The 25,447-nt window shown below is 72.2% G+C and carries 24 protein-coding genes; 8 read left to right on the top strand and 16 right to left on the bottom strand.

From position 1 onward, the window contains the following. Window positions 1-14 precede the first annotated feature (14 nt). The 4 genes from VFW71_15765 to VFW71_15780 all read right to left on the bottom strand — a co-directional run bounded on the left by VFW71_15765 (window position 15) and on the right by VFW71_15780 (window position 5,046). Window positions 15-1,940: a heavy metal translocating P-type ATPase gene (locus VFW71_15765; protein HEU5004219.1), complete on the bottom strand. Its 1,926-nt coding sequence runs from the start codon at window positions 1,938-1,940 to the stop codon at window positions 15-17. Window positions 1,941-2,002: 62 nt separating this feature from the next. Then, window positions 2,003-2,275: a hypothetical protein gene (locus tag VFW71_15770; protein ID HEU5004220.1), complete on the bottom strand. Its 273-nt coding sequence runs from the start codon at window positions 2,273-2,275 to the stop codon at window positions 2,003-2,005. Between the two features lie 145 nt (window positions 2,276-2,420). Continuing rightward, entirely contained in the window at window positions 2,421-4,034 is a 1,614-nt protein-coding gene (locus VFW71_15775; GenBank protein HEU5004221.1) for a molybdopterin-dependent oxidoreductase, read from the bottom strand. Between the two features lie 16 nt (window positions 4,035-4,050). After that, window positions 4,051-5,046 carry a hypothetical protein gene (locus VFW71_15780; GenBank protein HEU5004222.1) on the bottom strand — a complete coding sequence of 332 codons (996 nt, stop codon included), beginning with the start codon at window positions 5,044-5,046 and terminating at the stop codon, window positions 4,051-4,053. A gap of 216 nt (window positions 5,047-5,262) precedes the next feature. Here VFW71_15780 and VFW71_15785 point away from each other — a divergent pair, with 216 nt between their 5' ends. After that, a complete protein-coding gene (locus VFW71_15785) occupies window positions 5,263-6,441 on the top strand; it encodes a hypothetical protein (GenBank protein HEU5004223.1) in 1,179 nt (392 codons plus the stop codon). A gap of 3 nt (window positions 6,442-6,444) precedes the next feature. Here the strand turns inward: VFW71_15785 and VFW71_15790 are convergent, their stop codons facing one another. After that, entirely contained in the window at window positions 6,445-7,524 is a 1,080-nt protein-coding gene (locus VFW71_15790) for a cation diffusion facilitator family transporter (GenBank protein ID HEU5004224.1), read from the bottom strand. A 178-nt stretch (window positions 7,525-7,702) separates the two neighbouring features. Between VFW71_15790 and VFW71_15795 the strand changes: the two genes are divergently transcribed. Then, complete coding sequence (locus VFW71_15795; protein HEU5004225.1) at window positions 7,703-8,896, top strand: hypothetical protein; 1,194 nt, start codon at window positions 7,703-7,705, stop codon at window positions 8,894-8,896. 128 nt (window positions 8,897-9,024) lie between these two features. Beyond that, window positions 9,025-9,930, top strand: coding sequence for a hypothetical protein (locus VFW71_15800; GenBank protein HEU5004226.1), 906 nt, complete (start codon window positions 9,025-9,027; stop codon window positions 9,928-9,930). Between the two features lie 70 nt (window positions 9,931-10,000). On the opposite strand, the gene VFW71_15805 is transcribed toward VFW71_15800, so the two are convergent. The 5 genes from VFW71_15805 to VFW71_15825 all read right to left on the bottom strand — a co-directional run bounded on the left by VFW71_15805 (window position 10,001) and on the right by VFW71_15825 (window position 15,843). After that, window positions 10,001-10,714, bottom strand: coding sequence for a DUF72 domain-containing protein (locus tag VFW71_15805; protein ID HEU5004227.1), 714 nt, complete (start codon window positions 10,712-10,714; stop codon window positions 10,001-10,003). A 14-nt stretch (window positions 10,715-10,728) separates the two neighbouring features. Beyond that, entirely contained in the window at window positions 10,729-11,445 is a 717-nt protein-coding gene (gene nth / locus VFW71_15810; protein HEU5004228.1) for an endonuclease III, read from the bottom strand. A gap of 30 nt (window positions 11,446-11,475) precedes the next feature. After that, a complete protein-coding gene (locus VFW71_15815; protein HEU5004229.1) occupies window positions 11,476-12,762 on the bottom strand; it encodes a hypothetical protein in 1,287 nt (428 codons plus the stop codon). Window positions 12,763-12,922: 160 nt separating this feature from the next. Beyond that, entirely contained in the window at window positions 12,923-14,515 is a 1,593-nt protein-coding gene (locus tag VFW71_15820; GenBank protein ID HEU5004230.1) for an LCP family protein, read from the bottom strand. Window positions 14,516-14,757: 242 nt separating this feature from the next. Further along, window positions 14,758-15,843: a glycosyltransferase family 1 protein gene (locus VFW71_15825; GenBank protein ID HEU5004231.1), complete on the bottom strand. Its 1,086-nt coding sequence runs from the start codon at window positions 15,841-15,843 to the stop codon at window positions 14,758-14,760. 98 nt (window positions 15,844-15,941) lie between these two features. On the opposite strand from VFW71_15825, the gene VFW71_15830 reads away from it, so the two are divergent. The 3 genes from VFW71_15830 to VFW71_15840 all read left to right on the top strand — a co-directional run bounded on the left by VFW71_15830 (window position 15,942) and on the right by VFW71_15840 (window position 18,759). Continuing rightward, window positions 15,942-17,045, top strand: a complete 1,104-nt coding sequence (locus VFW71_15830; GenBank protein HEU5004232.1) for a glycosyltransferase family 1 protein — start codon at window positions 15,942-15,944, stop codon at window positions 17,043-17,045. Next, window positions 17,042-17,845 carry a glycosyltransferase family 2 protein gene (locus VFW71_15835; GenBank protein HEU5004233.1) on the top strand — a complete coding sequence of 268 codons (804 nt, stop codon included), beginning with the start codon at window positions 17,042-17,044 and terminating at the stop codon, window positions 17,843-17,845. Before VFW71_15830 ends, VFW71_15835 begins: the two co-directional genes overlap by 4 nt. 506 nt (window positions 17,846-18,351) lie before the next feature. Continuing rightward, window positions 18,352-18,759, top strand: a complete 408-nt coding sequence (locus VFW71_15840) for a hypothetical protein (GenBank protein HEU5004234.1) — start codon at window positions 18,352-18,354, stop codon at window positions 18,757-18,759. On the opposite strand, the gene VFW71_15845 is transcribed toward VFW71_15840, so the two are convergent. From VFW71_15845 to VFW71_15855, 3 genes are read right to left on the bottom strand one after another with little or no spacing between them, the layout of a single operon-like run. Beyond that, window positions 18,744-19,388, bottom strand: coding sequence for a class II aldolase/adducin family protein (locus tag VFW71_15845; protein HEU5004235.1), 645 nt, complete (start codon window positions 19,386-19,388; stop codon window positions 18,744-18,746). The two genes, VFW71_15840 and VFW71_15845, sit on opposite strands and share 16 nt — an antisense overlap. Then, complete coding sequence (mtnA, locus tag VFW71_15850) at window positions 19,385-20,563, bottom strand: S-methyl-5-thioribose-1-phosphate isomerase (protein HEU5004236.1); 1,179 nt, start codon at window positions 20,561-20,563, stop codon at window positions 19,385-19,387. The genes VFW71_15845 and mtnA overlap by 4 nt, the downstream gene beginning before the upstream one ends. Continuing rightward, on the bottom strand, window positions 20,461-20,940 hold the full coding sequence (locus VFW71_15855) for a hypothetical protein (protein HEU5004237.1): 480 nt from the start codon (window positions 20,938-20,940) through the stop codon (window positions 20,461-20,463). Before VFW71_15855 ends, mtnA begins: the two co-directional genes overlap by 103 nt. Before the next feature lie 153 nt (window positions 20,941-21,093). Between VFW71_15855 and VFW71_15860 the strand changes: the two genes are divergently transcribed. Next, window positions 21,094-21,696, top strand: a complete 603-nt coding sequence (locus VFW71_15860) for a YdeI/OmpD-associated family protein (protein ID HEU5004238.1) — start codon at window positions 21,094-21,096, stop codon at window positions 21,694-21,696. A gap of 70 nt (window positions 21,697-21,766) precedes the next feature. On the opposite strand, the gene VFW71_15865 is transcribed toward VFW71_15860, so the two are convergent. Next, the gene (locus tag VFW71_15865; protein HEU5004239.1) at window positions 21,767-22,459 is read right to left on the bottom strand and encodes a TetR/AcrR family transcriptional regulator; all 693 of its coding nucleotides are present in this window, start codon (window positions 22,457-22,459) and stop codon (window positions 21,767-21,769) included. An 89-nt stretch (window positions 22,460-22,548) separates the two neighbouring features. Here VFW71_15865 and VFW71_15870 point away from each other — a divergent pair, with 89 nt between their 5' ends. Next, window positions 22,549-24,183 carry an MFS transporter gene (locus VFW71_15870; protein ID HEU5004240.1) on the top strand — a complete coding sequence of 545 codons (1,635 nt, stop codon included), beginning with the start codon at window positions 22,549-22,551 and terminating at the stop codon, window positions 24,181-24,183. A gap of 109 nt (window positions 24,184-24,292) precedes the next feature. On the opposite strand, the gene VFW71_15875 is transcribed toward VFW71_15870, so the two are convergent. Together VFW71_15875 and VFW71_15880 are read right to left on the bottom strand one after the other, a co-directional pair. Next, entirely contained in the window at window positions 24,293-24,667 is a 375-nt protein-coding gene (locus VFW71_15875) for a VOC family protein (GenBank protein ID HEU5004241.1), read from the bottom strand. A gap of 9 nt (window positions 24,668-24,676) precedes the next feature. Then, entirely contained in the window at window positions 24,677-25,441 is a 765-nt protein-coding gene (locus VFW71_15880) for a hypothetical protein (GenBank protein ID HEU5004242.1), read from the bottom strand. Between the last annotated feature and the right edge of the window lie 6 nt (window positions 25,442-25,447).

Below are 25,447 nucleotides of genomic sequence, written 5' to 3' on the forward strand. Positions count from 1 at the left end.
CGCGCCCGCTCTATTTAGATCGACCGCTCTGGGACTGCGGAGCTGGCAGGTCGAGGCGCCAGAACGCGAGCGCCTTTGCGGCGCCGGTCGCGCACGGCGAGGGCCTCCGGATCGGCTTTGCCGTGGCGACCGGCACTGAGCGCCCGCAGGGCATTGGCGATCACCGCCACGTCGATGCCTTCCTGCAGGAACGCACCCACCACCGGCGCCAGGTACCCAGCGCCGGCGAAGCCCATGGCGACCAGCGACAGCGCCATCCCGGCCAGCACGCTCTGGCGGGCAATGCGGCACGAGCGGCGGGCGATCAGCAGGGCCTCGACCACACGGCCCAGCCGGTCGACCATGATCACCACGTCGGCCGCTTCGGAGTGAGCCGCCGCCCCCCGAGCGCCCATCGCGATGCCGACGTCGGCGGCGGCCAGAGCGGCGGCGTCGTTCAGCCCGTCGCCGACCATAAGCACCGGGCCACCCCGGCGAGCCGCCCCAACCGCCTCCAGCTTGCCCTCGGGCGAACATCCCGCCCGCACCGAGTCGGCACCCACCGCCGCCCCGATGCGCTCCGATACCCCCGGGCTGTCGCCGGTAAGGATGGTCACCGACCTGATGCCGGCGTGACGGAGAGCGCGGATGGTCGCCGCGGCGTCGGCCCGGAGCGGGTCCTCCAGGACCAGCAGCGCAGACGAGCCAGCTGCCGCCACGCAGACCTCGGAGAGGCCTTCGGCCGTCACCGAGGCGTGAAGCGCCTCCAGGCCGGCCGGGACGCCGCCGGGGAAGACGACCGCCGGCGAGCCGACCCGTACCGAGCGATCGCCAACGGTGCCCACGATGCCCTGGCCTGGGATCTCGCGGACGCCGGTGGGCTCAGCTAGCGTCGCCCCGGCAGCGCGGGCGGCGGCAACGATGGCTTCGGCAAACACGTGGGCCGATGCCTGCTCGAGGGAGGCCGCGAGCGCCACCAGCTCCCCCTCCGGCACGTCTCCCACCGCCTGGACGGCAGTGACCACCGGCTTGCCGGCGGTGATGGTGCCGGTCTTGTCGATCAGGAGTTGGCGGACCCCATCGAGGCCCTCGAGCGCGACCCCGTCCTTGATGATGATCCCCCGTCGAGCCGCCCGGGACATGCCCGCCTCGAAGGCGATCGGCGCGGCAAGGATCAACGGGCACGGGGTCGCTACGACCAGCACAGCAAGGGCGCGCAGCGCCTCGCCCGTGATAATCCAGGCCGCCCCGGCCGCGGCCAGCGCCAGCGGCACGAACACGACGGCGTAGCGGTCGGCGAGCCGGACGAAAGGGGCCTTGGCCGACTCCGCCTGCTGAACCAGGCGCACAATCCCGGCGTAGGTGCTCTGCTCGGAGGTCGCGGTGGCCACCAGGTCAAACGGCGACCCGGCGTTGGCCGTCCCGCTCCGGACGTCGGCACCCCTGCGGTACTCCACCGGTCGGGCCTCACCGGTCAGGGCGGACTCGTCGACGATGGCGAGCTCGGCATCCACCTGCCCGTCCACCGGGACCACCTCGCCGGATCGCACCAGGAGGCGATCGCCCGGGACCACCTCGTTCAGGGGCCGGACCGCGAGTTCGGCACCTTCATGGCGCTGGACCGTCGTCGGGGCCCGCTGCAGCAGTGCCGAGAGCTCCCGCCGGGCGCGCCGGGAAGCCGCCTCCTCCAGCGCCAGCCCGCCCGAGAGCATGAGCGCCACGACGGCGGCAGCCAACTCCTCATGGACCGCCAGGCCCCCGACCATCGCCGCAATGGCGATGAGGTCGACGCCAAGCTGGCGGCGGGCCAGCTTGCGCAGCAGCGACACCGTCACCGGCGCCAGGACCACCACGGTGGAAAGCGCCCAGATGATCCGGCTCGCCGCCGGGCGGGCCGGCCAGGCCAGGGCACCGGCGACCAGCCCGACGAGGGCGGCCCCAGCCGTCAGGCGGGGCGCCACAGCCCGCCATCGCCGGGCCCAGCCCGCTGGCTCCCGCTCTCCATGCCCGCCCACCACGTTGCCTAGGTCTCCGGGGTCCGGCGACCGGTGAGCTCGTCGCTCCCGCGGGCGCCGCAGAGCGGCCGGCTCTTATCGACCTCCACCACCGCCACCGGAGTTCCTCCGGGCAGCCGGCCGAGCATCGACTCGGCGGCGGTGTAGAACACAACCAGCTCGCGATCGCGATCGGGCAGGTAGTAGACCGGGCGGATCTGCGCGCCGCCGTCCTCGGTCGGGCTGTTCCCAGTCGTTTCCCTCGTTGGGGACTTTCTCCTGCCTGGGACCGGCGATTTCACCCATCGAGCATGCGCCTCGGAACCGGGGCTGGGTCAGTGCCGCCCGGCCTGCTCGCACTGGTCCACATGGGCTCCCTGTACCCCTGCCGGGAGGAAGGAGTTCCAACGTAGAAACCTGGGTCGTGCAGCCGGCCCGCCAGCCGAGCTACGTGACCTGGAAGGTCACAAAGTCCCATCCCGTGGCCGGGCCCGGGTCCGGCTCGGCGATGTCGGCGGTCTGCACCGCACCGGTGCCGTCGGTCGCCCGCACCATGACCCTCGCCGGCCCCCGGGGGGCGGTGATGCCGATCGCCCACATCCGCCAGGTCACCGGCGACAGCTCCCGCTTCAGCAGGGCGGCGTGCCAGGTGGCGCCGCTGTCGTAGGACACCTCCACCTTGGAGATCCCCTTGTCCCCGGCCCAGGCGATGCCCGCCAGAGAGGAGGCCTGCCCCACCCTCGACCCGCCCTGGGGGACGTCGATCCGGGACTGCGTCACCATGACCGCCTGCTCGTCCCAGCCCCGCACCTCCCAGTAGCCGTTGTAGTGCTTGGTCACCGCCTCGACCGACTGCACCCACTTGGGCTGCTTCATGCCGTAGAGGCCCGGGATGATGATGCGCACCGGGAAGCCGTGCTCGATGGGGAGCTGCTCGCCGTTCATGCCGAAGACCACCAGCGAGTCGGGCTGCATGGCGCGGGACAGAGGGACGGAGTCGCTGAAGCCATCGGCGGCCTTGGACACGATCTCCACCACACCTGGCTTCAGGCCCGCCCGGTTGAGGACATCGCTGAAGCGCACGCCCCGCCAGATGGCGGTGCCCACCAGGTCGCCGCCCACCTCGTTGGAGATGCACGACAGGGTGTGCGCCACCTCCACCACCTCGAACTCGGTCTGGAGCTGGTGGAAGGTGAGCACGAAGGGGCCGTTCACCGCCCCGCCCACGGTGAGCGTCCAGGTGTTGGCGTCCAGCGAGGGCTTGATGAAGTCGATGTCGACGTTGTAGAAGTCGCCGTTCGCCGTGATCTCGGGGGTGAGGCCGGCGACGGCGGGGAAGTTGGGGTCCGGTCCCGGGTTCACGAAGGGCTGGGCGGCCGGCACGATGGTCACCTTGGCGGTGCGCTTGAACAGCGCCTTCACCAGGGCGCCGCCGCCCAGGAGCACCACGCCCGCCGCCACCGCCCCCCGGCCGAGGAAGCTGCGTCGGGACCGGCGGATGGCGTCGAGGGGCGACTCCTCGCCCTTGATCTCCGGATCCAGCACGGTAAGGAATCCGGTGCCACACGCCAGCCGGGCGTACAGGTAGGCGGCGAAGAGGTAGACCACGAAGGCGTACCAGGACGACCCTTCGTCGCCCGCCAGGGCCAGGATCGAGGCGGCGGCGAAGAGGGCGCCGCCCAGGGCGATCCCCCACCGCGCCCGCCGGGGCGGGCTGGTGACGGGGGCGAACAGGGTGGCCAGGTAGCCGGCAACCGCCAGCAGGGCGAGGTGGATCCCGAGGTACAGCAGGCGTTGCGCCCAGTGCTGCAGGCCCCGGATGGCCACTTGGTCCAGCTTGCCGGGCGCCAGGGTCCGCAGGACGTCCTGGATGATGGCGGGCGGGTAGGGGACGGCGCCCAGCAGTCGCCGGACGACGTAGGTCAGGGCCAGGGCGAGGGCCATGCCACCGGCCCCGAGGCCGAAGCGGACCCAACGCTCGGACCGCAGGGGACGCAGTTTGGGCGCCCGGCGAGGGGGCAGGATGGGCACCCTCCCGGCGGGCGCCGTGGGCTGCTTCATGGCCTGCGGCTCTCGCCTACCTCCCCAGACTCTCCCGGAGCTCCCGCGCGCTTGGTAGCGCAGGGCCGGACACGCTTCCCGCCAGCTCGCCCACTACCCCAACAGTCCTCCTGCCCGCCTCATCCGTTACAGCGACGCGGTCCCCTATGCCAACGCTGGTGCGCACCAACGCGATCCCGAATCCGGGATCCTGCCCTGGTGGCGTGACACTGCTGACCCGGCCGGCTTCCTCATCGCCGGCTGTGACCACCCCGCGACGGGCCGGCCCGTCGAAGGCCAGGTGGCGCAGCCGGCGCTTTATCCGGCCCCGCTGGGTCATGGCCACCGCCTCCTGGCCGAGGTAGCAGCCCTTGGCGAAGTGGACCGCCCGCTCCAGTGCGGCCTCCTGCGGGAGGAGGCCCTCGTCGATGTCCACCTGGTCGCGGGCGACGCCGCATTCCACCCGGAGGGCGTCGTAGTCCTCCAGCGTGGCGGGCGACGCTCCGGCGCCGAGAAGCGACGCCAGGATGGCGGCCAACTCCTCCCGGGGACCGAGAACGTCGAGGCCGGGGGCCGGGCGCAGCGTGCGCGCGACGACAACCGGTCCGACGGCGACACTGTCGTGCTCCTCACCTCCAGGCTGCCCATCCAGCAATACGGGGAAGACGGCCGCACAGATTGCTCCGGCCTGCGGCCCCACCACAGAGAGCACGCCGGTGGTGGCCGTGATGTCGCGGATCTCGACCCGGGTGGCGAACCTCCGACCCTCGAAGAACTGGCGCAGGCCCTCGCCCAGCCCGGGTTCGCCGTCGGCCAGCAGCCGGTCGCCGGAGTGCAGCAGGCGCAGCAGGGCGGTCACCTTGCCGTGCGGCGTGAGCAGCAGGGCCTCGAGGCCCGTGCCCTCGGGCAGGCCGACGAGCTGGTTGGAGAGCAGCTGGTCGCAGAACCAGAGGGCCTGGTCGCCGGTGAACTCCAGCACGCTGCGCCCCGTGCGGTCGACGACCCCCGCCGCCGCAAACGCCTGATCCGCCATGCGCCCATGGTAGCCACCACCCGCGGGCGGGGGTCTCCCCCCGCTCGCGCAGGGGGGTGGGCACGATTGTGACGCCACCCGACGCCACCGTAAGGTCGGACGCGAAGGAACCGGACTGAGAAGAAGGGGGGCGGTTGCGTGAGAGAGACAGCGGAGCCTCGGCGGAGCGCAAGAAAGATAGCGGAGCCTCGGCGGAGCGCAGGGGTTCGATCCATCGTGGTCTGCGCGGCGCTGGTTCTGGCGGCGTCCGCCTGCAGCAAGAGCACCACCAGCGGTACGGCATCACCGGGGGCGTCGGGGAGCTCCTCGCCCCAGGGCTTGGCGATCTCGGTGGACAACCGGAACCCGGCGGCCAACGAGGCGTTCCTCAGCTACTTCCCGGCCACGGCCACCGTGCGCCCGGGCGCGACGCTCACCTTCAACCTGGTGGACTCGGGTGAGCCCCACACGGTGACCTTCGGCACCCTGGCCGACGCCGCGGTGAATGCCTACAACCAGAACCAGAATTCGGCCACCTCGATGGCCACCGACGCCGCGCTGCCCCAGTTGCTGCCCCAGGGACCGGGCGATGCCATCCCGTCGGCGGGGCTCCCGTGCGCCATCACCACCGGCAGCGTGCCGACGGCCACCGCCTGCACGGCGGCGCAGCAGACCCTGTCGCCGTTCGCCGGCACGGAGGCCTACTACAACAGCGGCTGGCTTGCGGCCGGCAAGCCGTTCACCCTCACGCTGTCGTCCAGCATCAAGCCGGGCTCGTACCACTACCTCTGCCTGCTGCACCGGGAGTCGATGCAGGGCACGATCATCGTGGCGGGGCCCTCGGACACCGTGCCCCCGGCGGCCACGCAGGAGGCGGCCGGCCAGTCACAGCTCCAGCAGGAGATCGCCGCCCTGGCGCCGGCCGAGACCGGCCTGGCCAAGGGGTCCATCGCACCGTTCGTCCCCACCGGGCCGGACAAGGTCGTGGCCGGCGGGGGGACGCAGGCCTCCAACGACCTCATCACCGAGTTCGGGCCGAAGACCGTGACCACGACCGTGGGCGGCAGCATCACCTGGTACATCTTCGGGCCGCACACCGTCTCGTTCGCCGCACCGCCGTCCGCCTACGGGATCCGGGTGGGCGACACCCAGCACATCAACCCCCAGGCCGCGCTCCCGCAGGGAGGCCCGGGACAGACCGGCCCGCCCGGGGGGCCGGACCCGAACGCCGCACCCGGCATCGGGGAGATGATCAACGGCGGGACCTTCGACGGGTCGACGTTCAAGAGCAGCGGGAGCATCATCTCCTTCCCGCCCAAGCTGACCGCCTACACGTTGAAGTTCTCCAAGGCGGGCACCTACCCGTACGCCTGCCTGATCCACCCGGGCATGGCGGGGACGGTGGTCGTCCAGTAGGCGCTAGTCGTGGTGGTGGTGGTGGGCCCCCTTGATCCCGCGGTCCTCGTCGTGCACGTGGGGGGAATGTGCATGGCGGTGGTCCGGGGGGTCCGCCCCTCCGCCCGCGTCATCTGATCGTTGCGCAGGGGCGAAGTGGTGTGCGGTCGCCCCGTGGTCGCCTCCGGGGGCCGGCGGCCACGGGTCGAAGTGCACCACGACCCGGGCGATACCGGGCACCTCGTGGGCGATGGCGTGGCGCACCTGCTCGCCCACGTCGTGGGCCGAGCGCAGCGGGGCGTCGCCGTCCACGCCGATGTGCAGCTGCACCATCAATGACCGCCCGGCCCACCGGGCGGCAACGTCGTGCACGTCGTGCACCCCTTCCACCGCCTGGGCAGCGGCGAGGATCTGGCCCTGCAGCGCCGGATCGACGGCATCCACCACCCGGCCGATGGCCGAGCGGGCGGCGCCGACCGTGACCCAGGCGATCACCACGGTGATGCCGGCGGCGGCGATCGGGTCGGCCTTCGGGTAGCCCATCGCCACCCCCAGCAGCCCGACCAGCGCCGCCCCGGAGACGAAGCCGTCCACCCGGGAGTGGATCCCATCGGCCTCCAAGGCCACCGAGTGGATGCGCCTTCCCACGCGCAGCTTGTACTCGGCGACGGCCTCGTTACCGATGATGCCGACGGCGGCAGCAGCCACCGAAGCACCCAAAGCGGCGATGTGCCGGGCGTGGAACATGGCGTGGTAGGACTGGTACCCGGCTACCAGGGCGCTCACCGCGATGATGAGCACCACGCCGGCGCCCGCCAGGTCCTCGAAGCGCTCGTAGCCGAAGGTGTAGCGGGAGTCGGCCGCCCGCCGGGAGGCGAGGAAGGCCAGCCAGAGCGCCACCGTCGTAAGGACGTCGCCCAGGTTGTGCAGCCCGTCGGCCAGCAGCGCCACCGAATGGCCGATCCCGGCGATGGCGAACTCCACGGTGGCGGTCAGCGCCAGCCCGGCGCTGGCAATCTTGACCGCCCGCAGGCCGTCGGCCGAGTCCCACGTCACCCGGTCGGTCACCGCATGGTCGTGGTGGTGGCCGTGGCCATGACCCATCTGCCTGGCTCCCCTCGTCTGTGCCCTCTCTGGACCGAGGATAGGTGAGGTTGCATCGGGCGGCAGCGAACGGGTACCGTGGCAGCCGCCTCGGCCTGTGGCGGACGCGCCGCGGCGCGCGCCGCCCGGGGAGGATCCCAGCACCCACGAAGAGCTCGGTAGGGGGGAAACTACTGCCATGTCGCTACACGGAAGCCAGGGCCCGTCACAGGAGAAGAAGTCCAAGAGGCCGAGCCTCGGCGGCGGTTTCCGTCCCGCGGGCGGGGGCGGCGCAAGCGGGGGCGGTGGCCCGTCCCGGCCCACCCCGAGCAGCCCATCGGCGTCGCCCCCACCGTCGTCCGGCACCGGGGTGAAGTTCAGCCCCTTCGGGGGCGGTTCGGGTGCTGCCGGAGGCAACCCCCTCGGCAAGCTCTGGGGGTCGGAGCCCACCGGGCCCGGGATGACCGAGAACTGGTCCGATGCCACCCGGCTCGGCGTGGCCGTCCTGGCCTTCGTCCTCATTGCCGGAGCGTTGGCCGCTCTGATCTTCGGGATCGCCAAGGGCGGCAACAAGCACGCCGTGACCCAGACCAACACCGCACCGAACGTACTGACGCCCTTCAACCCGCCCACCACCCAGAGCGGGTCGAACACCGACATGCCCATCACCTTCACCGACGGCACCACGGGCGACCTGCTCTACGACCCCAGCCTCAACCTCTCCGCCCTCGGCGTGGAGTTGATGGACGGCGGGCAGATGGGCAACTTCGGGCGGGCCGGTGGCCAGTTCGAAATCGACCACGGGGGCGCCAGCTTCCTGCAGACCGAGGCGGCCGCCGGCCCCGGGGTCACGTCGGTCCCCGGACCGGCGAACTCGCCGGTGCCGGTCGAGCCGGCGAGCCGGGCTGAGGGCAACAACACCGGCAACTTCCTGGACTTCAAGTTCGGCGACTGGCGGGTCGGGGTCTGGGAGGGCACCGGCAGCGACCACATGTCGCAGTCCGACGACGCCCAGTGGGCGGCGAACCTCAGCGGCCAGGTCACCCCCTCGGGCTGGCTCATCCTGACCGGCAACGGCCCCGTGCAGCTGACCCAGTACGGGACGGGCGGGGGGCCGTCGGTGGTCATCGGCGACATCGCCTCCAAGGGCATGCTCATCACTCCGGGTGCCTGCGTCACCCCGGCCGGGAGGGGTGTGGTCCAGAACAACGCCGGGCAGCCGGTGCGCATCAACCAGGAGGCGGGCAGCGTGTACGAGGGCTACATGTGCCTGGGCAGCAACCTGTCGGCCGACATCTACGGGCCGAGCGACTTCGTGAACACGGCGACCAACACGCTCCAGTTCACCAACGTGAAGCCCGGCCCGGCCCGGCCCAAGCCGAGCGGGAGCTAACCGACCGGGTTTCCGGGAAGCTGGGCCAGTCCTCCGCCGTACGCCTGCCCGCGGCCGCTTGCGCCGGTCTTCCAGAGTGCGCAACTGGGCGGCGTACGCCGACGAGCCGTTCAATCCAGCTCGTCGCGGTGCTCTTGCTCGCCGTGGCGATGCCCTCGTGCGTTGCCCCGTCCCATGCCCACGACCGGAGGCCGGCACCCACCCGGACCAGCAGCCCGGCGCCGCCCTCCCCGCCCTCCCCCAGCCCCTCCCAGCCCCTGGTCGGGTGGACCGGGCCGGTCGAGCACATGTTCTTCCACACGCTGGTCATCCGGCCGGAGCTGGCGTTCACCTCCGACAGTCTCGGCCAGGGCTTCCGGAACTACTTCGTCACCTTGGGTGAGTTCCGGGCCATCCTGGACCAGCTCTATGCCAGCGGCTGGACCCTCGTGGACATCCACCGGGCGGTCACCGGGACGGTGGAGGTCCCACCCGGGCGCAAGCCGCTGGTGCTCTCGGAAGACGACGTCAACTACTACGACTACTCGAGGCCGAGGGGCCTGGGCTGGCGCCTGGTCCTCGACCCCGCCGGGGACGTGAAGGTCGAGGTGCGGGACGACCGGGGCACGCGGGTCACCGACGATGACCTCATCCCGATCGTGGACGAATTCGTGGCCTCGCATCCCCTCTTCTCGCCCGACGGCGCCAAGGGGGTGCTGGCCCTCACCGGCTACGAGGGGGTGTTCGGCGAGCGGGTGAACGACCCGGCCGGGCCGGACGACGCGGCCAGCGTGGCCCGCGCCACCGCCGTTGCCAACCGGCTGCGGGCGACCGGCTGGACGTTCGCCAGCCACAGCTGCGGCCACATCGACCTGACGAAGGAGACCCTTGCGGGCGCGACCCGCGACACCCAGCGCTGGCTGACCGAGGCCACCCCGGTCATCGGCCCCACCGACATGTACGTGTACCCCTTCGGAGCCACCGCCACATCGACGGCATCGCGTTTGCGCAACAGGCCAAGGGCCTGGCCCCGTTCTTCACCGTGGCCCGCGTGATCGACCGGGCCGCCCGGGCGCAGGGGGGCCACCCGGGCCCGCTGCCCACCTCCAGCCCGCCGCTGGAGGGTCAGGCGCCGGCGGCGGTACGCAGGGCCCCGGCGTAGGCGGGGCCGATGCCCCCACCTTCGTGCTTGAAGTAGCAGTAGACGTCGGAGCCTCCGGCCAGGGTTTCCCGCACGCGGCCGCCCCATGCGGTCAGCTCCTCGGGGGCGTAGTCCTCCTTGCGCAGCCGCAGGTAGACGTGCGGCGCCGTGACCGGGACAGCAGCGAGCGGGTGCTCGGCGGTGTCGGCGCCGCACACCGCCACGTTGTGGGCTCGCATCAGGTCCACGGCCTCGGGCTCGGCCCACGACTCGTGGCGGAACTCCATAGCCACCCGCACCACCGGCGGCAGCGAGGCCAGGAACGGCTCCAGGACCGCCCGCTGGTACTTGAAGTTGGGGGGCAGCTGGAACAGCACCACCCCGAGGCGGTCCCCGAGCGAGACCGCCCGGCGGAGGAACTCCTCGACGTCCGCCTCGGCCCCCACCAGGCGCTTGAAGTGGGTGATGCGCTGGGAGGCCTTGAGGGTCAGGCGGAACCCGTCGGGCGTCTGGGTGCGCCAGGTCTCCAGGACGGCGTCGGAGGGCAGGTGACGGAACGTGTAGTTGATCTCCACCGAGGGCAGCTGGGCGGCGTAGTAGGTCAGAAACTTGGACTGGGCGAGGTCCTCCGGGTAGAAGGGCCCTTTCCACTCCTTGTAGGCGTAGCCCGAGGTGCCGACGTAGAGGGTGCCGGGCATGGGGATGGCGGGCCTCAGACCCGGGAGGACGGGCACAGGTCGCTGAGCACGCAGTCCTCACAGTGGGGCACCGGCGCCTTGCACACCTTGCGGCCGTGCTCGATCAGCAGGTAGGTGAGCTGCATCCAGTTCTTGCGTGGCACCAGGGCCATGAGGTCCTTCTCCACCTTGACGGGGTCATGCTCACTGGTGAGCCCGAGGAGGCGGGACAGGCGACCGACGTGGGTGTCCACAGCGATCCCCTCGACGACGCCGTAGGCGTTGCCCAGCACCACGTTGGCGGTCTTGCGGGCCGCTCCCGGGAGGGTGAGCATCTCCTGCATCGTCCTCGGGACCTCGCCGCCGTAGGCGTCCAACAGCCGGCGGGCCGAGCCCTGGATGGCTTTGGCCTTCATGCGGAAGAAGCCGGTGGCGTGGATGTCCCGCTCCAGCTCGGCGGGGTCGGCGGAGGCGTAGTCCTCCAGCGTGCGGTACTTGGTGAACAGCTTCGCCGTCACCTTGTTGACCATGGCGTCGGTGCACTGCGCCGAGAGGATCGTGGCGAAGAGCATCTCGTAGGCGTTGGAGAAGGTGAGGGCGCACTTGGCGTCCGGGTACTCCTTGCTGAGGCGCCGGTAGATGATCGGGAAGCGGCGCTCAGGGGGGTCGGTCCGCCGGGCGGGGGCCTTGCGGGCTGGCTGGTCCGGGGCCGGGGCAACGGCCGGGGCCGTGACGGCAGAGGCGGTGTCCATGAGGAGCGATTGTACGGCGGGGTCGGGTCCTCAGACTGAAGGGAGTGCTCCCCCGCCGGCCCCATTGTGTTGAGTCAGCTCGCCCACGCGCCGGCAGAGGAACTCGATGGCCCCCGACTGCCGCTCCACCAGTGCCCGCAGGTCCTCCATGCCCCGGCTGCGGGCCTCGAGGCCGTCGAAGCGCAGGCTCAGCTCGGAGACCGCCGCCACCAGGGTGCGGCCGGTGTCCTCGTGCTCCTCGAGGCGCTGCTCGGTGCCCTCCAGCCGGCCACCTACGGTACCGGCCTCGGTGGCCCCGTTGGCCTCGATGCCGCAGACCCTGGTCAGCAGGGTCTCCACCCGGCCCTTCAGGGCTCCCACGGCGTCACCCGCCTCCCGGACGATGGCGGTCCACTCCGCCTCGTCGCTCGCCAGGCGGCGCCGGACGCTGTGGATCATCGACTCCAGGTGGACGGCGGCCCCCAGGGCCTTCTCCTCCGATTCCTGCAGCGAGTCGACCACTTCAGCCCGCAGCTGGGTCACCTCGGCGGTGGCCTGGGCGTGCACCGAGGCGGCCTCGGCGTTCAGGCGCTCCATGCGGTCCAGCGGCTCGTCGAGCCACTCGTCCACCCGGCTCTGGAACTCCCCGATGAGGGCCGCCCGATCGGGGTAGTCCTGAGCTAATTGGCGCTGCAGCCCAGCGGCCCGGCCCTCGAACTCGGCCAGCGCCCCGCTGACCAGCGTGTCGATGCGGGCCTCGATGCTGGCCCGGCCCTGGGCGAGGGCAGTGGACAGGGCGTCGGCGCGCACCGCGGCCTCCTGCTCAAATGCCTGCTTCTCGCCCGCCATCCGGGCCTCCAGGCGCTCGGCCCGGTACGTGGTCTCGTCCAGCCGCTCGGTGATCTCCAGCCGGAGCCCCTCGACGCTGGCCCGGGTGTAGCGCTCGGCCTCGCTGGCCACCGAGCGCAACCGGCGCTCAGCGGTGGCGGCAGCCTCCCGGTAGGCCTGCGTGGCCACGGCGAACGCCTTCAGGGTGTCCTCGAGCCGGGCCCGCATGACCGCCAGCTCGGAGTCGATGAGGTGGTCGGCCTCCTCCCGGCGGGCGGCGAGGCGCTCGACCTGGCGCTCCACAAAGGTCAGCCGGCCCTCGACCTCGGCAATCGCCTCGCGCCGGGTGATCTCGTCGAGGGCCATGGACAGGTGGGCAATCGAGGCCTCCTGCTCCTGGGCGAGCTCGACATCAGCTTGCTCGCCGGCGAGCTTGACCGCTTCGAGCTGGGCTCGGGACCCCCGGATCCGGATGGTTGACGGCGGGCTTACGTCCCTGGCGAGATCCACTGTTGCCCCCCCATGCGTTCTCTCCCAGCCGCCGGCGGCCTCAGACCTCCGGCACTTTTCCCCGACCGGGGTGAGAGCCTACTCCCCCCCGGGAGCACCCCTGGGATATCAATCGGCAGCTTTTCGGGTTTTCGCCGATTAAAAATTTCCTGATCGAGACCTAACAGGCTGAGAAATCGGGGACCGACCCCATGAGCGGCTGCGCCGCCCCGGCGGGCAGGTACGGCGTGGGCGAAGGCGAGGGGCCCGGCGAGGCAGCCCCCGAGGCGCTGGCCGATGCCGCCGGAGCCGGCAGGGAGGTCGCGTTGTTCTGGCCCATGACCACCACCGCGTCCGGGCGGCCGGGCAGGGTGGCCAGCAGGCTGGAGATCGCACTGGGCGCCGCCAGGACCTGGGCGTTGGGGATCTGCGACGAGGCCAGGAACTGGGCCGCAGCCTGGTTGCCCGCCGTGTAGTAGACGACCGTCGAGGCGTAGCTCGGGGCGTCGGCATTGTGGGTGGTGAGGACCGGGTACCCGCTGGCGGTCAGGGCGCTGCCCTCCCGGGCGGCGAGGCCGGCGACCCCCGTCCCGTTCAGGACGGTTACCGGGATGCTTGACGGTGTCGGGGCGGCGCTGGTGGCCGATGCCGCGCCGCCCTGGATCCCGTAAGCGGGAAGCGTGGTGCCGTGGTTGATGGCGCTGAACAGGGCCGAGGCCTGGGTCTGGTTGGCCACCACGTAGTCGGCCCCGGCGATCCTCTCCGGGTACGACGGCACCACCCGGAAGTCGAGGTCCTGCGAGCTGAAGCTGTGGAAGTGCAGGGCCAGCGATGCCATCGTCGACAGGCTGAGGCCCGGGTCGTGGGTGACGGTGCCCAGGCCCAGGTTCATCAGCTGGGCCACCTTCACCGGGTTGAGCAGCGTCCCGGGGGTGAGCACCTTGTTCAGCATCAGCTTCACGAACAGCTGCTGGCGCTGGATGCGCCCGAAGTCGCTGTCGGTGTCCCGGTCCCGGACGAAGGCGAGGGCCTGGTCGCCGGTGAGCAGGTTGCAGCCGGCGGGCTGGTTGAGGCCCGAATTGTGGTCCACGATCTTGCGCGAGAAGTGGACGCTCACCCCGCCGAGGGTGTCGGTAATGGTCCGGAAGCTGTCGAAGTTGACCTCGGCGTAGTGGTTGATGTCCAGGCCGGTGAACTTCTCCACCGCGCTCACCATCGCCGAGACCCCGCTGTTGTAAAAGGCGTTGATCTTCTGGTAGCCCCGCCCGTCCAGGGTCTGCACCCGGAGGTCCCGGGGCAGCGAGAGGACGATCGCCTTGCCCGAGGCGGGGTCCACGTGGACCACAGCGATGGTGTCGGCCCGCTGGCCGCTGTTCTTGTCGATGCCGGTGGGGTCGAAGAGCTTCTGGTCGGTCGGGCTGAGCACCGATCGGGTGTCGGAGCCGAGGACCAGGATGTTGAAGGCGGCCGGCGCCCCGTCGGCGGCCGGCTGGACCGAGACACAGGTGGTGCACGCCACGGCTTTCTCGTCGATCTTGTGTTTGGCGTAGAGCAGGAATGCGACAGCCGAAACCATCAGGACGCCGCAGATCAGCAGCGCAGTAGCGAGGAGCCGCTTCACCCACCGGCCCCGTCGGGTCATGTGGTAGCCGTGCCCAGTCCGGCGGCGGGGCGGGGGCCGGCGGGGCGGGGGCCGGCGGGGCGGCCCGGAACCGCGGGCGGGCCGCATCACCGGGTGCAACTGGCTCGTTTGTGTCGAGTCCCCGTCACTCATATCGGCGATCCCCTGTCGGCTCCGTCCATGCCGTCTGCGCTCCCGCGGCACCGCCCGGGGCGTGCCCCCGCGGGCGGGGGTGAACGGTGACCTGCGTGCTCCGCCGTCGCATGCCCGGTGGTGCCGGGGTGGCGGCGCGCCGCGCGGGCTCGATCCCTGTTTCGGCGGACCCCCATGCGAGCAGCACCCGGCGCCTCGGGCCAAGAGTATGCCGCAACCCCCGAGAGTCCATGCGGCATTGCTCAGACACCGTTAAGCCCGGCGACCATCCGGTAGGCGTCGATGGTCCGGGCAGCGGTGGCCTCCCAGGTGTAGCGGGCCGCCTGCGCCCGCCCGCGCTCCACCGCCTGCGCCCGGACGGTCTCGTCGCTGACCACCCGGCGGACGGCGTCGGCGATTGAGGAGACGTCCAGGGGGTCGCACCACACCGGGGCATCTCCCAGGACCTCGGGCAGCGATCCGGCCGCCGCAGCGACCACCGGCACCCCGGCCGCCATGGCCTCCAGCGGCGGGAGGCCGAAGCCCTCGTAGAGCGACGGGAAGACGAAGGCCCGAGCACCGGCCAGCAGGAGCGCCAGCTCCCGGTCCGGCAGGTAGCCGACCGTCTGGACCCGGCCGGCGATCCCGAGGCTGTCCGCCAGGACGAGCGGGTCGCCCCCGCCCCACCCGGCCGGTCCGGCGAGGATCAGGCGGACGTCGAGGTCGCGCAACTGGGCGAAGGCCCGGATCAGGCGGTCAAGGTTCTTGCGGGGCTCCTGGGTGCCGATGAACAAGACGTAGCTGCTGGTGGTTCCCCCCGGGGAACCGAGGACCCGGGCACCCGGGCGCACCCCCTCGGGCGTCACCACGATGCGGACCCGCTCCACGCCCAGCTCCGCAGCCACCTGGTCCGCCACCGTCGCCGAGGGCGTGATCACCACCCGGCAGCGGGCCAGCACCTTGGGAAGGATCCACCGGTAGCGGCGCACCGGCGGGGTGCAGAACTCGGGATACAGCAAGAAGGTGAGGTCGTGGATGGTCACGACCCCGTTGCGCCGCCGCAGGGGGGGCACCCAGAAGTTGGTGCCGTGCACCACATCGACCCGGCCGGTGAGCGCCTCGCCGGGCACCCAAGGGACCCGGTCCCAGCCCGAGGCGGCGAGGCGGGCGGGCACCCGGAGCCGGCGGACATGGCGGGCCTCCAGGGCGTCCCGCTGGCGCCCGACGGCGAACAGCGTCACCTCGAGCGAGGGGTCGGCGGCCTCCAGATGCTCGAGGAGGGCGCCGGTGTAGTGGCCGACCCCGGTGCGGGCGTTGAGCAGCGGGGCGGCGTCGAGGGCGACTCTCACGGGAAGACAGCGTAGGCGGAGCCGGAGCGCCAGGGAAGACAGCGTAGGCGTAGGCGGAGCCGGACGGAACGACTCTCCTCCCAATAAGCTGCCGGGCCATGCGCATCGGAGTGAATCTGCTCTTCGTCGAGCCCGGTGAGGTGGGCGGCTCGGAGGCCCTCCTGACCAATCTGGTTCGGGCGGTGGCCGGTGAGGGCCAGGAGCTCGTGGTGGCCGCCATGCAGGGGTTCCGGGCGGCGCACCCCGACCTGGAGGCCCTGGCGGAGATCGTCGAGGTCCCCTGGCGCTCCAACTACCGGGCACTGCGGATCGCCGCCGAGCACTCGTGGCTGGCGGTGACCGCCCGGCGGCGCCACCTCGACGTCATCCACCACGGGGTCGGCACGGCACCGTTCGTGAAGACGCTGCCCACCGTCGTCACCGTCCACGACATCCAGTACCGGCACTACCCCGAGTACTTCCCGGCAGCGAAGCTGGCCTGGTTGCGGGTCAATGTGCCCTTCGTCGTCCGGCACTCCGAGGTGGTGACCGTGCCCTCGCACTTCGTCCGGGAGGACGTGCTGGCCGCGTTCGATGCCGATCCCGACCGGATCCGGGTGGTGCCCTTTGGGAGCGAGGGCCTGCTGGCCACCTCGGCGGGTGCCGAGGTGGTGCGCCAGCGCTATCAGCTCGAGCGTCCGCTGTTCTTCTTTCCCGGGCGCTCCTACCCGCACAAGAACCACCGCTTCCTGGTGGAGGCCTTCGCCCCGCTGGCAGACCGCGCCGACCTGGTGTTCACCGGCCCGCCCGGCCCCCGGGACGAGGAGATTGACCAGACCGCCGCCGGCCTGGGCATCGGCGCGGCTGTCCGGCGCCTCGGCCTGGTCAGCCGGGCGGAACTGGCCGCCCTGTACGAGGCCGCCACCGCGCTGGCCTGGCCCTCGCGCTTCGAGGGCTTCGGGGTGCCGGTGCTGGAGGCGATGACCGCCGGCTGCCCAGTGGTGGCCTCCCGGGCCACCGCAATCCCGGAGGTGGTGGGCGGCGCCGGCATCCTGCTCTCGCCGGACGACACCGAGGGTTGGACATCGGCACTCGACCGGGTGCTGTCCGACCCTGCCCTCGCCGCCTCGCTGTCCGCCGCCGGCCGGGAGCGCCTGGCCGAGTTCTCCTGGGAGCGCTCGGGCCGGCTGCAGGTCGAGGCCTACCAGCAGGCGGTGGCATGAGCGCGCCCGCGGTCGCCCTGGTGTTCGTCTCCACCGACGAGAACCACGTCCTGCGCCACGCCCTCGAGTCCCTGGAGCAGGACCCACCCCGCCACCCGCTCCAGATCGTGGTGGTGGACAACGCCTCCACCGACGGCGTCGCCCAGGAGACCCGGGCACGGTGGCCGGAGGTCACCGTCCTCACGAACGGGTGGCGGCGCGGCCTGCCCGCCAACCTGAACACCGGCATCCGGGCGACCTCGGCCCCCTTCGTCCTGCTGTGCAACCCCGACCTCGAGTTCCGCCCGGGCGCGGTGGATGCCCTGGCCGACTTCCTCGAGGAGCACCCCCGGGCGGGCATGGCGGCGCCGAAGTTGCTGTCGCCCGAGGGCGAGGTCCGTCCCTCGGCCCGGCGCTGGTACACCATCCAGGCCCTCATCGCCCTGAAGGTGGCGCTGCCCGAGGACGAGCAGCCCCCCTCGGTGGCCCGCAGCGTGTACGCCGACTGGGACTACAAGGAGCCCCGGGAAGTGGACTGGGTGCCGTGCCCGGCGACGCTGGTCCGGCGCTCGGCGCTCCAGGAGGTGGGCCTGATGGACGAGCGGTTCCGCCTCTACTTCGACGACGTCGACATCTCGCTGCGCATGCATCTCGGCGGGTGGGAGGTGTGGTGCGTCCCGGGGGCCGAGGTGGTCCACTTCGAGCGCCGGGACAGCGTGCAGGCGTTCTCGCCGCAGTGGCGGTGGCACCTGGCGTCGCTGGGGAAGTTCGCCTGGAAGCACAAGGGCCTGGGGCCGCCGGGCGTCGGGAGCCGGCTGTAGGCACCAGCGGTAGACGGCGGGCGGGCGCGGAGTTTTTCTGCGGTTATCTATTAAGCGAGAGAACGCTCCACCAACGGCCATAGACACCCCTCGCCGGGGCCCGGCGTAGGCTCGATCGTGGACACACCCGTGGTGGTGGCGGTGGACTGGTCCGGCCGGCGCCGGGGGGCAGAGGCGCACACCTGGTGCGCCGTAGTTCGGGACGGCCGGCTGGTGGCCCTCTCCGGAGGGTGGACGGCACCGGGCTTGCGGCACTGGTTGCAGGCCCTTGCGGAGCGGGACCCGATGCTGATGGTCGGCCTCGACTTCGCCTTCTCCTTCCCCGCCTGGTTCCTCGCCGCCCGGGAGGTTGGGTCCGGGCCGGAGCTCTGGGCGATGGCCGAGGCGCGGGGGGAGGAGTGGCTCGCCGAATGCCCGCTCCCGTTCTGGGGGCGACGGGCGCGCTGGCAGCGGCCCGATCTCGGGGGGCGCGCCCATTTCCGCGTGACCGATCTCGAAACGCCGGCGTGCGCCCCAAGTCGCCCTTCCAGGTGGGCGGGTCGGGCAGTGTGGGGACCGGCTCCATCCGGGGCATGCCCCTGCTGGCATCATTGCGCAGGGCCGGGTTCGCCGTCTGGCCATTCGAACCCGTCGCCACCTCCACCTGGCCCCGGGTGGTCGAGATCTATCCCCGGGTGCTGACCGGGCCGGTGGCCAAGTCGCAGGAGGCGGCCCGGCGGGTGCACACGGGTGCGCTCGGATGGCCTCTGGACCCTCGCCACCAAGAGCAGGTGGCGGGTAGCGAGGACGCTTTCGATGCCGCCTTTTCGGCCCGGGCGATGGCGCTTGGGGCTGCGGCAGGGATCGATCTGCCGCCGGTCCCGCCCGAGGCGGTACTGGAGGGTTGGATCTGGCGTCCTCAGCCCTCCAGGTAGTGCTCCAACAGGGCCGCCACCCGGGCCAGCTCCCCGGCGTCGAGGATCCTCGGCTCGCCCGCCAGGCGGGCCCGGTAGTACAGGGCGCACAGCCACTCCAGCAGCACGGCCCGCTCGTACGCCTCGTGCAGGGTGGCGCCCACCGTCACGGCCCCGTGGTTGCCCAGCAGCAGCGCCGAGCGACCCTCCAGCCCGGCGGCCATGCCCGCCGCCAGCTCGGCGCTGCCCGGGGTGGCGTAGGCCGCCACCCGCACCGGACCGCCCAGCAGCGCCACGAGGTAGTGCACGCCGGGGATCTCGTCCACCAGCGTGCCCAGCGTCGTGGCGTACGGGGAATGGGTGTGCACCACCGCCCCGGCCCCCGTCGCCCGGTAGGCGGCGAGGTGCATCGGGAGCTCGGTGGACGGGGCGTGCGGCCCGGCCTCGATGACCTCGCCCGCCTCGCTCACCAGGCAGAGGTGGCCGGTCTGCAGGGTCCCGTAGGCCACGCCGCTCGGGGTCACGAGGATCCGGTCAGGCGCCACCCGCACGCTGAGGTTGCCGGCCGTGCCGGTCGCCAGGCCGTCCGGGCCGAGACGCCGGGCGGTGGCGACCAGATCGGCTCCCGCCTCGTCCTGGAAGTTGGTCATGCCGGGCGCAGGCCCTGGCGCACGGCCTCGGCCACCCCCTCGGCGATCGCCGGCCCGAACGGGGGCCGCAGCACGCCGGCGTCGGTGAGGAAGGCGGTGATGAGCCGGGCCGGGGTGACGTCGAAGGCGGGGTTCCACACCGCCACGTCGGGCGCCGTCGCTCGCCCGCCGAAGCTGCGCACCTCGTCGGCGGACCGCTCCTCGATGACGATGCCGGCGCCTGTGGGAGTGTCCAGGTCGAAGGTGGTCATCGGCCCGGCGACGTAGAACGGGATGCCGGCGGCGTGGGCGAGCACGGCGAGGCTGAAGGTACCGATCTTGTTGGCGGTGTCGCCGTTGGCGGCCACCCGGTCGCACCCGACCACCACCGCGTCTGCCCGCCCGGCCGCCAGGGCGGCACCCGCGGCTCCGTCGGGGATCAGCGTCACCGGAACGCCGGCCTGGGACAGCTCCCAGGCGGTGAGCCGGGCGCCCTGCAGCAGGGGCCGGGTCTCGCACGCCAGGACCTCGACCGGCTCGCCCGCATCGGCCTTGGCGTAGGCCACCGCCAGAGCGGTGCCGATGCCCGCCGAGGCCAGCCGGCCGGCATTGCAGTAGGTCATGAGCCGGGACTGATCGGTCAGCTCCAGCCGGGCGATCTCCCCGATCAGCCGGGCGGAGCGGCGGTCCGCCTCCTGGATGCGCTGGGCCTCCTCGAGCGCCAGGGACCGGGCCTCCTCATAGGTGGCCCCGACGGCCGCCACCGCGGCCACCCGGTTCGCCGCCCAGGCCAGGTTGACCGCCGTGGGACGGGCGCCCCCCACTGCGCCGGCCGACCAGCGGAGGCACTCGTGGACCTCGGCAGGCGCCGCGGGGTGCCGCTCGTCCAGCCCCAGCACGATGCCGAAAGCGCCGCACACCCCGATGGCGGGCGCACCCCGGACGACGAGGCGCTGGAGTGCGTCAACGACGTCGGCCACCGTCTTCAGGGACCGGACCTCCAGCCGCCCGGGGAGGAGCGTCTGGTCGATGACCTCCAGATGGTCGCCCCGCCAGGCGATGGTCGGGACGTCGGCCGGGTCCGGGTCCGAGCTCAGACGCAGAACCAGTGCGAGACGCAGGGGCCGATGGCCACCACCCCGCTGACGGCTAGGGCGGCCAGCGCCATCAGCACGCCGATGGCCACCCGGAGCCACACCTGGTCCAGGCGCCAGATCGACCGGCGGCGGACCTGGACCGCTCCGCGGGCCGCGCCCCCGGGGGCCGGGCCGATGACCGCGGGGCCACCCACGGGGGCGGCATCGACGTCCACCTCGTGCAGGATCAGGCTGGCCATCGCCATGTCCAGCCGGTGGACGAAGATCCTGACCGGCGACGAGGGGTCGCCAAAGGGATGCAGCCAGGCCGCCGGGGAGAGGTTGGTGGAGTCCAGCAACACGTCGATGCCCTGCTGGACCAGGCGCCCCTGGATCAGGTAGGCCAGGATCATGTTCTTGGCGACGGTGAGCAGCGCCCAGTCGCCACCGCCGCCCCCACCGGCATCTCCGAGATCGGGCGGCGGCGACTCCCGCATTGGGCGCCCCCCACCCTTCGGAGGGCGCGTCAGCACCCGAGTCATCTCCCAAGCTTAAAGCGTGTGAGCCCCCTACCCGGTAGCGGTGGCCGTCCAGGGCTTCGGAGAACTCGTGCCAGGTCTTCCGTTCGTCTCCGTGCAACACTCACGCCGGTGGCTGCCGACCTCCCCGAGCTCATCGTGGCCGACGCCGCCGCCTGGCGGGCCTGGTTGGCGGAGCACGGGCGGGAGGACGGGGTGACCGGCGTGTGGCTGGTGCTGGCCAAGAAGAACGTGACCGACCCCACCAGCCTCACCTACGACGAGGCCCTCGACGAGGCCCTGTGCGAGGGCTGGATCGACGGCCAGGTGGACAAGCGGGACGAGCGCACCTACCGCCAGCGCTGGACCCCCCGGCGCGCGAAGAGCAAATGGTCGGAGCGCAATGTGGGCCTGGTCGGGCGCCTCATCGCCGAGGGACGGATGCGGCCCGCCGGCCAGGCGGAAATCGACCGGGCGAAGGCCGACGGCCGGTGGGAGGCTGCCTACCACTCCTCGGTGACCAGCACGGTCCCGGCCGACCTTGCCGAGGCCCTCACCGCCAACCCGGCGGCGCACGCGATGTTCGAGGCCCTCACCCGCACGAACCGCTACGCCATCCTGTACCGCATCCAGGACGCCAAGCGGCCCGAAACCCGGGCGAAGCGCGTGGCACAGTTCGTGGACCAGCTGGCCCGGGGCGAGACCCCGCACCCGCAGAAGAAAGCGCCGCCCTAGCCGAGGCGGGGGACATTAGCCGTGCCTGCCGCTGGTTTTGTGCCCCACTTCGGATGCTCGGGGAAGGGCCTCAGTGAGATTTGTGCGCCTGCTCGACGTTCAGTGGCTCCCCGGGGAGCTCGGAGGGGGCCGCCGGGCGCAGACCGTCCAGCACGATCGTGAGGAAGCGCTGGTACAGGGCCGGCCCGACCTGCCCGGCGCTCCGCCCGTCGGCTCCGCTGACGCCGGCCGCGGCCGCCGCCTGGGAGACACCCGAGAGGAGCACGGCCAGGTCGCCCGGCCCGATGTCGGCACGGATGGCCCCGTTGGCCTGCGCCCGCTCGATGAGCTGGGCCAGCACGCCCCGCAGGGAATCCTTCACCGCCGCCGCCGGCGACGGGACATCGCCCGCCAGGGCGCCCGCCAGGGCCAGGTGGCGGGACTGGTAATCCGACTTCGCTGAGAAGAACCGGCGCAGCCCGGCGGCGGGGTCAGGGTCGTCCAGCGCGGCCCGGGCTTCGGTCAGCAGGCTTTCGCACATCACCCCCATGACCGCGTCGACCAGGCTCTGTTTAGTGGGGAAGTTCCGGCACACGGTGCCGACGCCCACCCCGGCCCGCTGGGCCACCTGCTCGATCTGCACTTTGAGCCCGTCCTCGGCGAACAGGGCCTCGGCGGCCTCCAGCACGCGCTCCCGGTTCCGCCGGGCATCCGCCCGCTGCGGCTTGGGAGAACCGGTGCCCGGCGAAGGTTCTGCAGGTTTCTGGTTGACAACCGGAACCATGATTCCGTATTCTACATCAAGCGGAACGCCAATTCCAGTTCTGGCGGGGCCGGCCGGCCCGCCGCCTCTTCGTTCACGGGAGTCTTGCCATGCGCGCCATTGTTTCGCCGCCCGATGCCGACCTCATCCACCGCCGCCGGTGGTGGACCCTCGCCGTGCTGTGCCTCAGCCTCTTCATCGTCTTCGTCGGCAACTCCAGCCTCAACGTGACGCTGCCGACGCTGTCCCGGGACCTGCACGCCTCCACCTCGCAGCTGCAGTGGGTGGTGGCCCTCTACTCGCTGGTCTTCGCCGGCCTGCTGTTCTCCACCGGGGCCCTGGGCGACCGCTTCGGCCGCAAGGGCGCTCTCCAGTTTGGCTTCGTGCTGTTCCTCGCCGGTGCGGCGATGGCCTCCGGGTCCCACGCCATGTGGCAGCTCATCGCCTGCCGGGGGCTGATGGGGGCCGGCGCGGCGTGCATCATGCCCTCGACGCTGTCCATCATCATCAACGTCTTCCCGCCCGCCGAGCGCCCGAAGGCGATCGCCATCTGGGCCAGCATCACCGGGGCGGCGGGCGCCCTCGGGCCGGTGGCCAGCGGGCTGCTGCTGGGCCACTTCTGGTGGGGATCGGTGTTCCTGATCAACGTCCCGGTGATCGTCGTGGCCCTGGTGGCCGGGCACTTCCTGGTGCCCTCCTCCCGGGATCCGGACCAGGCCCGGCTCGACCCGGTGGGTGCCGTCCTGTCCACGCTGGGGATCGCATCGCTGGTCTATGCCCTGATCCAGGCCCCCCAGCTCGGGTGGCGCAGCCCGGCGACCCTCGCCGCCTTCGCCGTGGCCGCCGTGGCGCTCACCGCCTTTGTGGTGGCGGAGCTGCGCATCGCCGAGCCGATGCTGGACATGCGGTTCTTCCGCAACCCGGCCTTCGCCACCGGCACCGGCGGCATGGTCCTGGTCTTCCTGGGCATGTTCGGGGTCATCTTCCTGGTGACGCTGTACTTCCAGCTGGTGCTGGGCTACTCGGCGCTCTCGGCGGCGGTCCGCATGCTGCCCATCGCGGCCATCATGCTCCTGGTCTCGCCGCAGACCCCCCGCCTGGCGGCCCGCTTCGGCGCCCACCGGACGGTGGCGGCGGGCATGGGACTGCTGGCGGTGGGCCTGCTGGCGCTGCGGGGTGTGGGCGTGCAGGCCAACTACCCGTACCTCCTGGTGGTCTTCGTGCCGGTGATCGGCGGGATCGCCCTCTCGATGGCGCCGATGACGGCGTCGATCATGTCGGCGGTGCCGCCCCGGCGGGCGGGCGCCGGCTCGGCGATGAACGACGCCACCCGGGAGCTGGGCGCCGCCCTGGGCGTGGCGGTGCTGGGCAGCCTGGCGGCATCCCGCTACGGCTCCTCCCTGCACCCCTTCCTCGGGTCCCTGCCGGCGGGCGGCCAGGCTCTGGCCCGCTCCGGCCTGGCCGGGGCGCTGCAGGCGGCCTCGGTGCTCCCGCACGCCGCCGCCACCCGGCTGACCGACGGGGCGGAGACCGCCTTCGTCTCGGGCTTCCACCTGGCGGTGACCATGGCGGCGGGCCTGGCGATCGTGGCCTCCGTCATCGTGTACCGGTACCTGCCGCACCGCCTGGGCACCGGTGCCCCGGCACCGATCGAGGCACCGATCCCGGCACTGGTCGTCGACCTGGACGAGGAACTGGTGGTCCTGGAGCTGGAGGAGGAGGGCTCCGACCCGGAACTGGCCTGAGGCCGAGGTTCGTAGACAGCAACCCCGAGCGTGCTGCGGCGGGCTGGTCGTTTCCAGGAGGCCAGGGGTCTACCCCCTTACCGGTGACTCCCGGGCGGGAGGCCGCCGCCTAACGGGAGGGCGTCTCGGCCAGGTACAGGGCGTTGCCGTCCGGATCGGTGAAGAACGCCAGCTTCACGAAGCCGTGGTCGGCCACCGGCCCCCGGAAGGTGACGCCCCGCTCGGCCAGGGCGGCCATCACCTCGGCGATGGGTCGGGTGACGGCGAAGCCGACCGAGATCGCTCCCCGCTGGCCGGGCGCCGGTGCCCCGGGGTGCGAGGCCCGGTGCAGGCCGAGGCTCAGGCCGCCGCCGGCATCCACCGTCGCCCAGTCCTCGCCGGACCGGGAGCTCAGCGCCAGGCCGAGCACCTCGGTGTAGAAGGCGAGGGCGGCGTCCATGTCGGAGACGTAGATGGTGGCGTTCCCGCCCTCGATGAGCCCCATGCCCGGCATTCAATCACGGTTCCCGGAGCGCCAGGCCCCGAGGAGTTCGGCAAAGCGGGCCCGCCGGGCGGGCACCACGAGGTGGGCGCCGGTGATCCCCGCCGCCTGCAGGTCGTCCAGCCACCCGATGGCGGCGGCGAAGCCGGCCTCCTCGTCGGCGTCGAAGGCGGCGAGGTAGCCCTCGGGGAGCACGAAGCCGGGGATGGCGCCCACCAGCCGCTCCGCCAGGACCCGGCTGGCCAGGGCGGCGGTTCCGGCGTAGATCGGCTTCGTCCATCCTTCGGCGCGGATCCGGTGGGCGGAGGCAAGGCCCTCGGTACCCAGCTGGGCGAACAGGTAGTCGGCTGCGGACCGCCAGCCCAGCGCCCGGTCCATCGGCACCACGGCGCCCCGGCGCATCCCCGCCGGCGCCTCGTCCGCCAGCATGCGGCGGACGGTGAGCCCGGTGCGGCCTTCGGCGATGTGGTCGCCAAAGAGGAAGAGGACATCGTCGATCCCGAAGGCGTGCAGGGTCAGCAGATCGCTGCGCAGGCGGAGCAGGTTCCGGTCCCGGGCGTTGAGGGCGACGATCGGGTGCACGCCGTGGCGGTGCGCCTCGATGGCAAGGGCCACCGAGGAGAGGGCCGGGCGCCCCAAGTGGTTGTCCGGGATCAGCACGGCGTCCACCACACCCCCGTAAAGCTCGAGTTGGCGGCAGAACTTGTCGAGCGACGGCTCCCGGGGCGGCTCGATCTCGTAGATCAGCCGGAGCCCGGCCTGCGCTTCTGGAGGCACCCGGCG

This window comes from Actinomycetota bacterium, assembly GCA_035765775.1.
Classification (GTDB): Bacteria; Actinomycetota; CADDZG01; order JAHWKV01; family JAOPZY01; genus DASTWV01.

Coding starts and splice junctions, on each gene's coding strand:
- VFW71_15870 (HEU5004240.1), top strand. CDS start 22,549: ATGCGCGCCATTGTTTCGCCGCCCGATGCCGACCTCATCCACCGCCGC.
- VFW71_15795 (HEU5004225.1), top strand. CDS start 7,703: ATGTCGCTACACGGAAGCCAGGGCCCGTCACAGGAGAAGAAGTCCAAG.
- VFW71_15835 (HEU5004233.1), top strand. CDS start 17,042: ATGAGCGCGCCCGCGGTCGCCCTGGTGTTCGTCTCCACCGACGAGAAC.
- VFW71_15845 (HEU5004235.1), bottom strand. CDS start 19,388: ATGACCAACTTCCAGGACGAGGCGGGAGCCGATCTGGTCGCCACCGCC.
- VFW71_15790 (HEU5004224.1), bottom strand. CDS start 7,524: ATGGGTCATGGCCACGGCCACCACCACGACCATGCGGTGACCGACCGG.
- nth (HEU5004228.1), bottom strand. CDS start 11,445: ATGGACACCGCCTCTGCCGTCACGGCCCCGGCCGTTGCCCCGGCCCCG.
- VFW71_15820 (HEU5004230.1), bottom strand. CDS start 14,515: ATGAGTGACGGGGACTCGACACAAACGAGCCAGTTGCACCCGGTGATG.
- VFW71_15805 (HEU5004227.1), bottom strand. CDS start 10,714: ATGCCCGGCACCCTCTACGTCGGCACCTCGGGCTACGCCTACAAGGAG.
- VFW71_15775 (HEU5004221.1), bottom strand. CDS start 4,034: ATGAAGCAGCCCACGGCGCCCGCCGGGAGGGTGCCCATCCTGCCCCCT.
- VFW71_15865 (HEU5004239.1), bottom strand. CDS start 22,459: ATGGTTCCGGTTGTCAACCAGAAACCTGCAGAACCTTCGCCGGGCACC.
- VFW71_15855 (HEU5004237.1), bottom strand. CDS start 20,940: ATGCGGGAGTCGCCGCCGCCCGATCTCGGAGATGCCGGTGGGGGCGGC.
- VFW71_15780 (HEU5004222.1), bottom strand. CDS start 5,046: ATGGCGGATCAGGCGTTTGCGGCGGCGGGGGTCGTCGACCGCACGGGG.
- VFW71_15830 (HEU5004232.1), top strand. CDS start 15,942: ATGCGCATCGGAGTGAATCTGCTCTTCGTCGAGCCCGGTGAGGTGGGC.
- VFW71_15875 (HEU5004241.1), bottom strand. CDS start 24,667: ATGGGGCTCATCGAGGGCGGGAACGCCACCATCTACGTCTCCGACATG.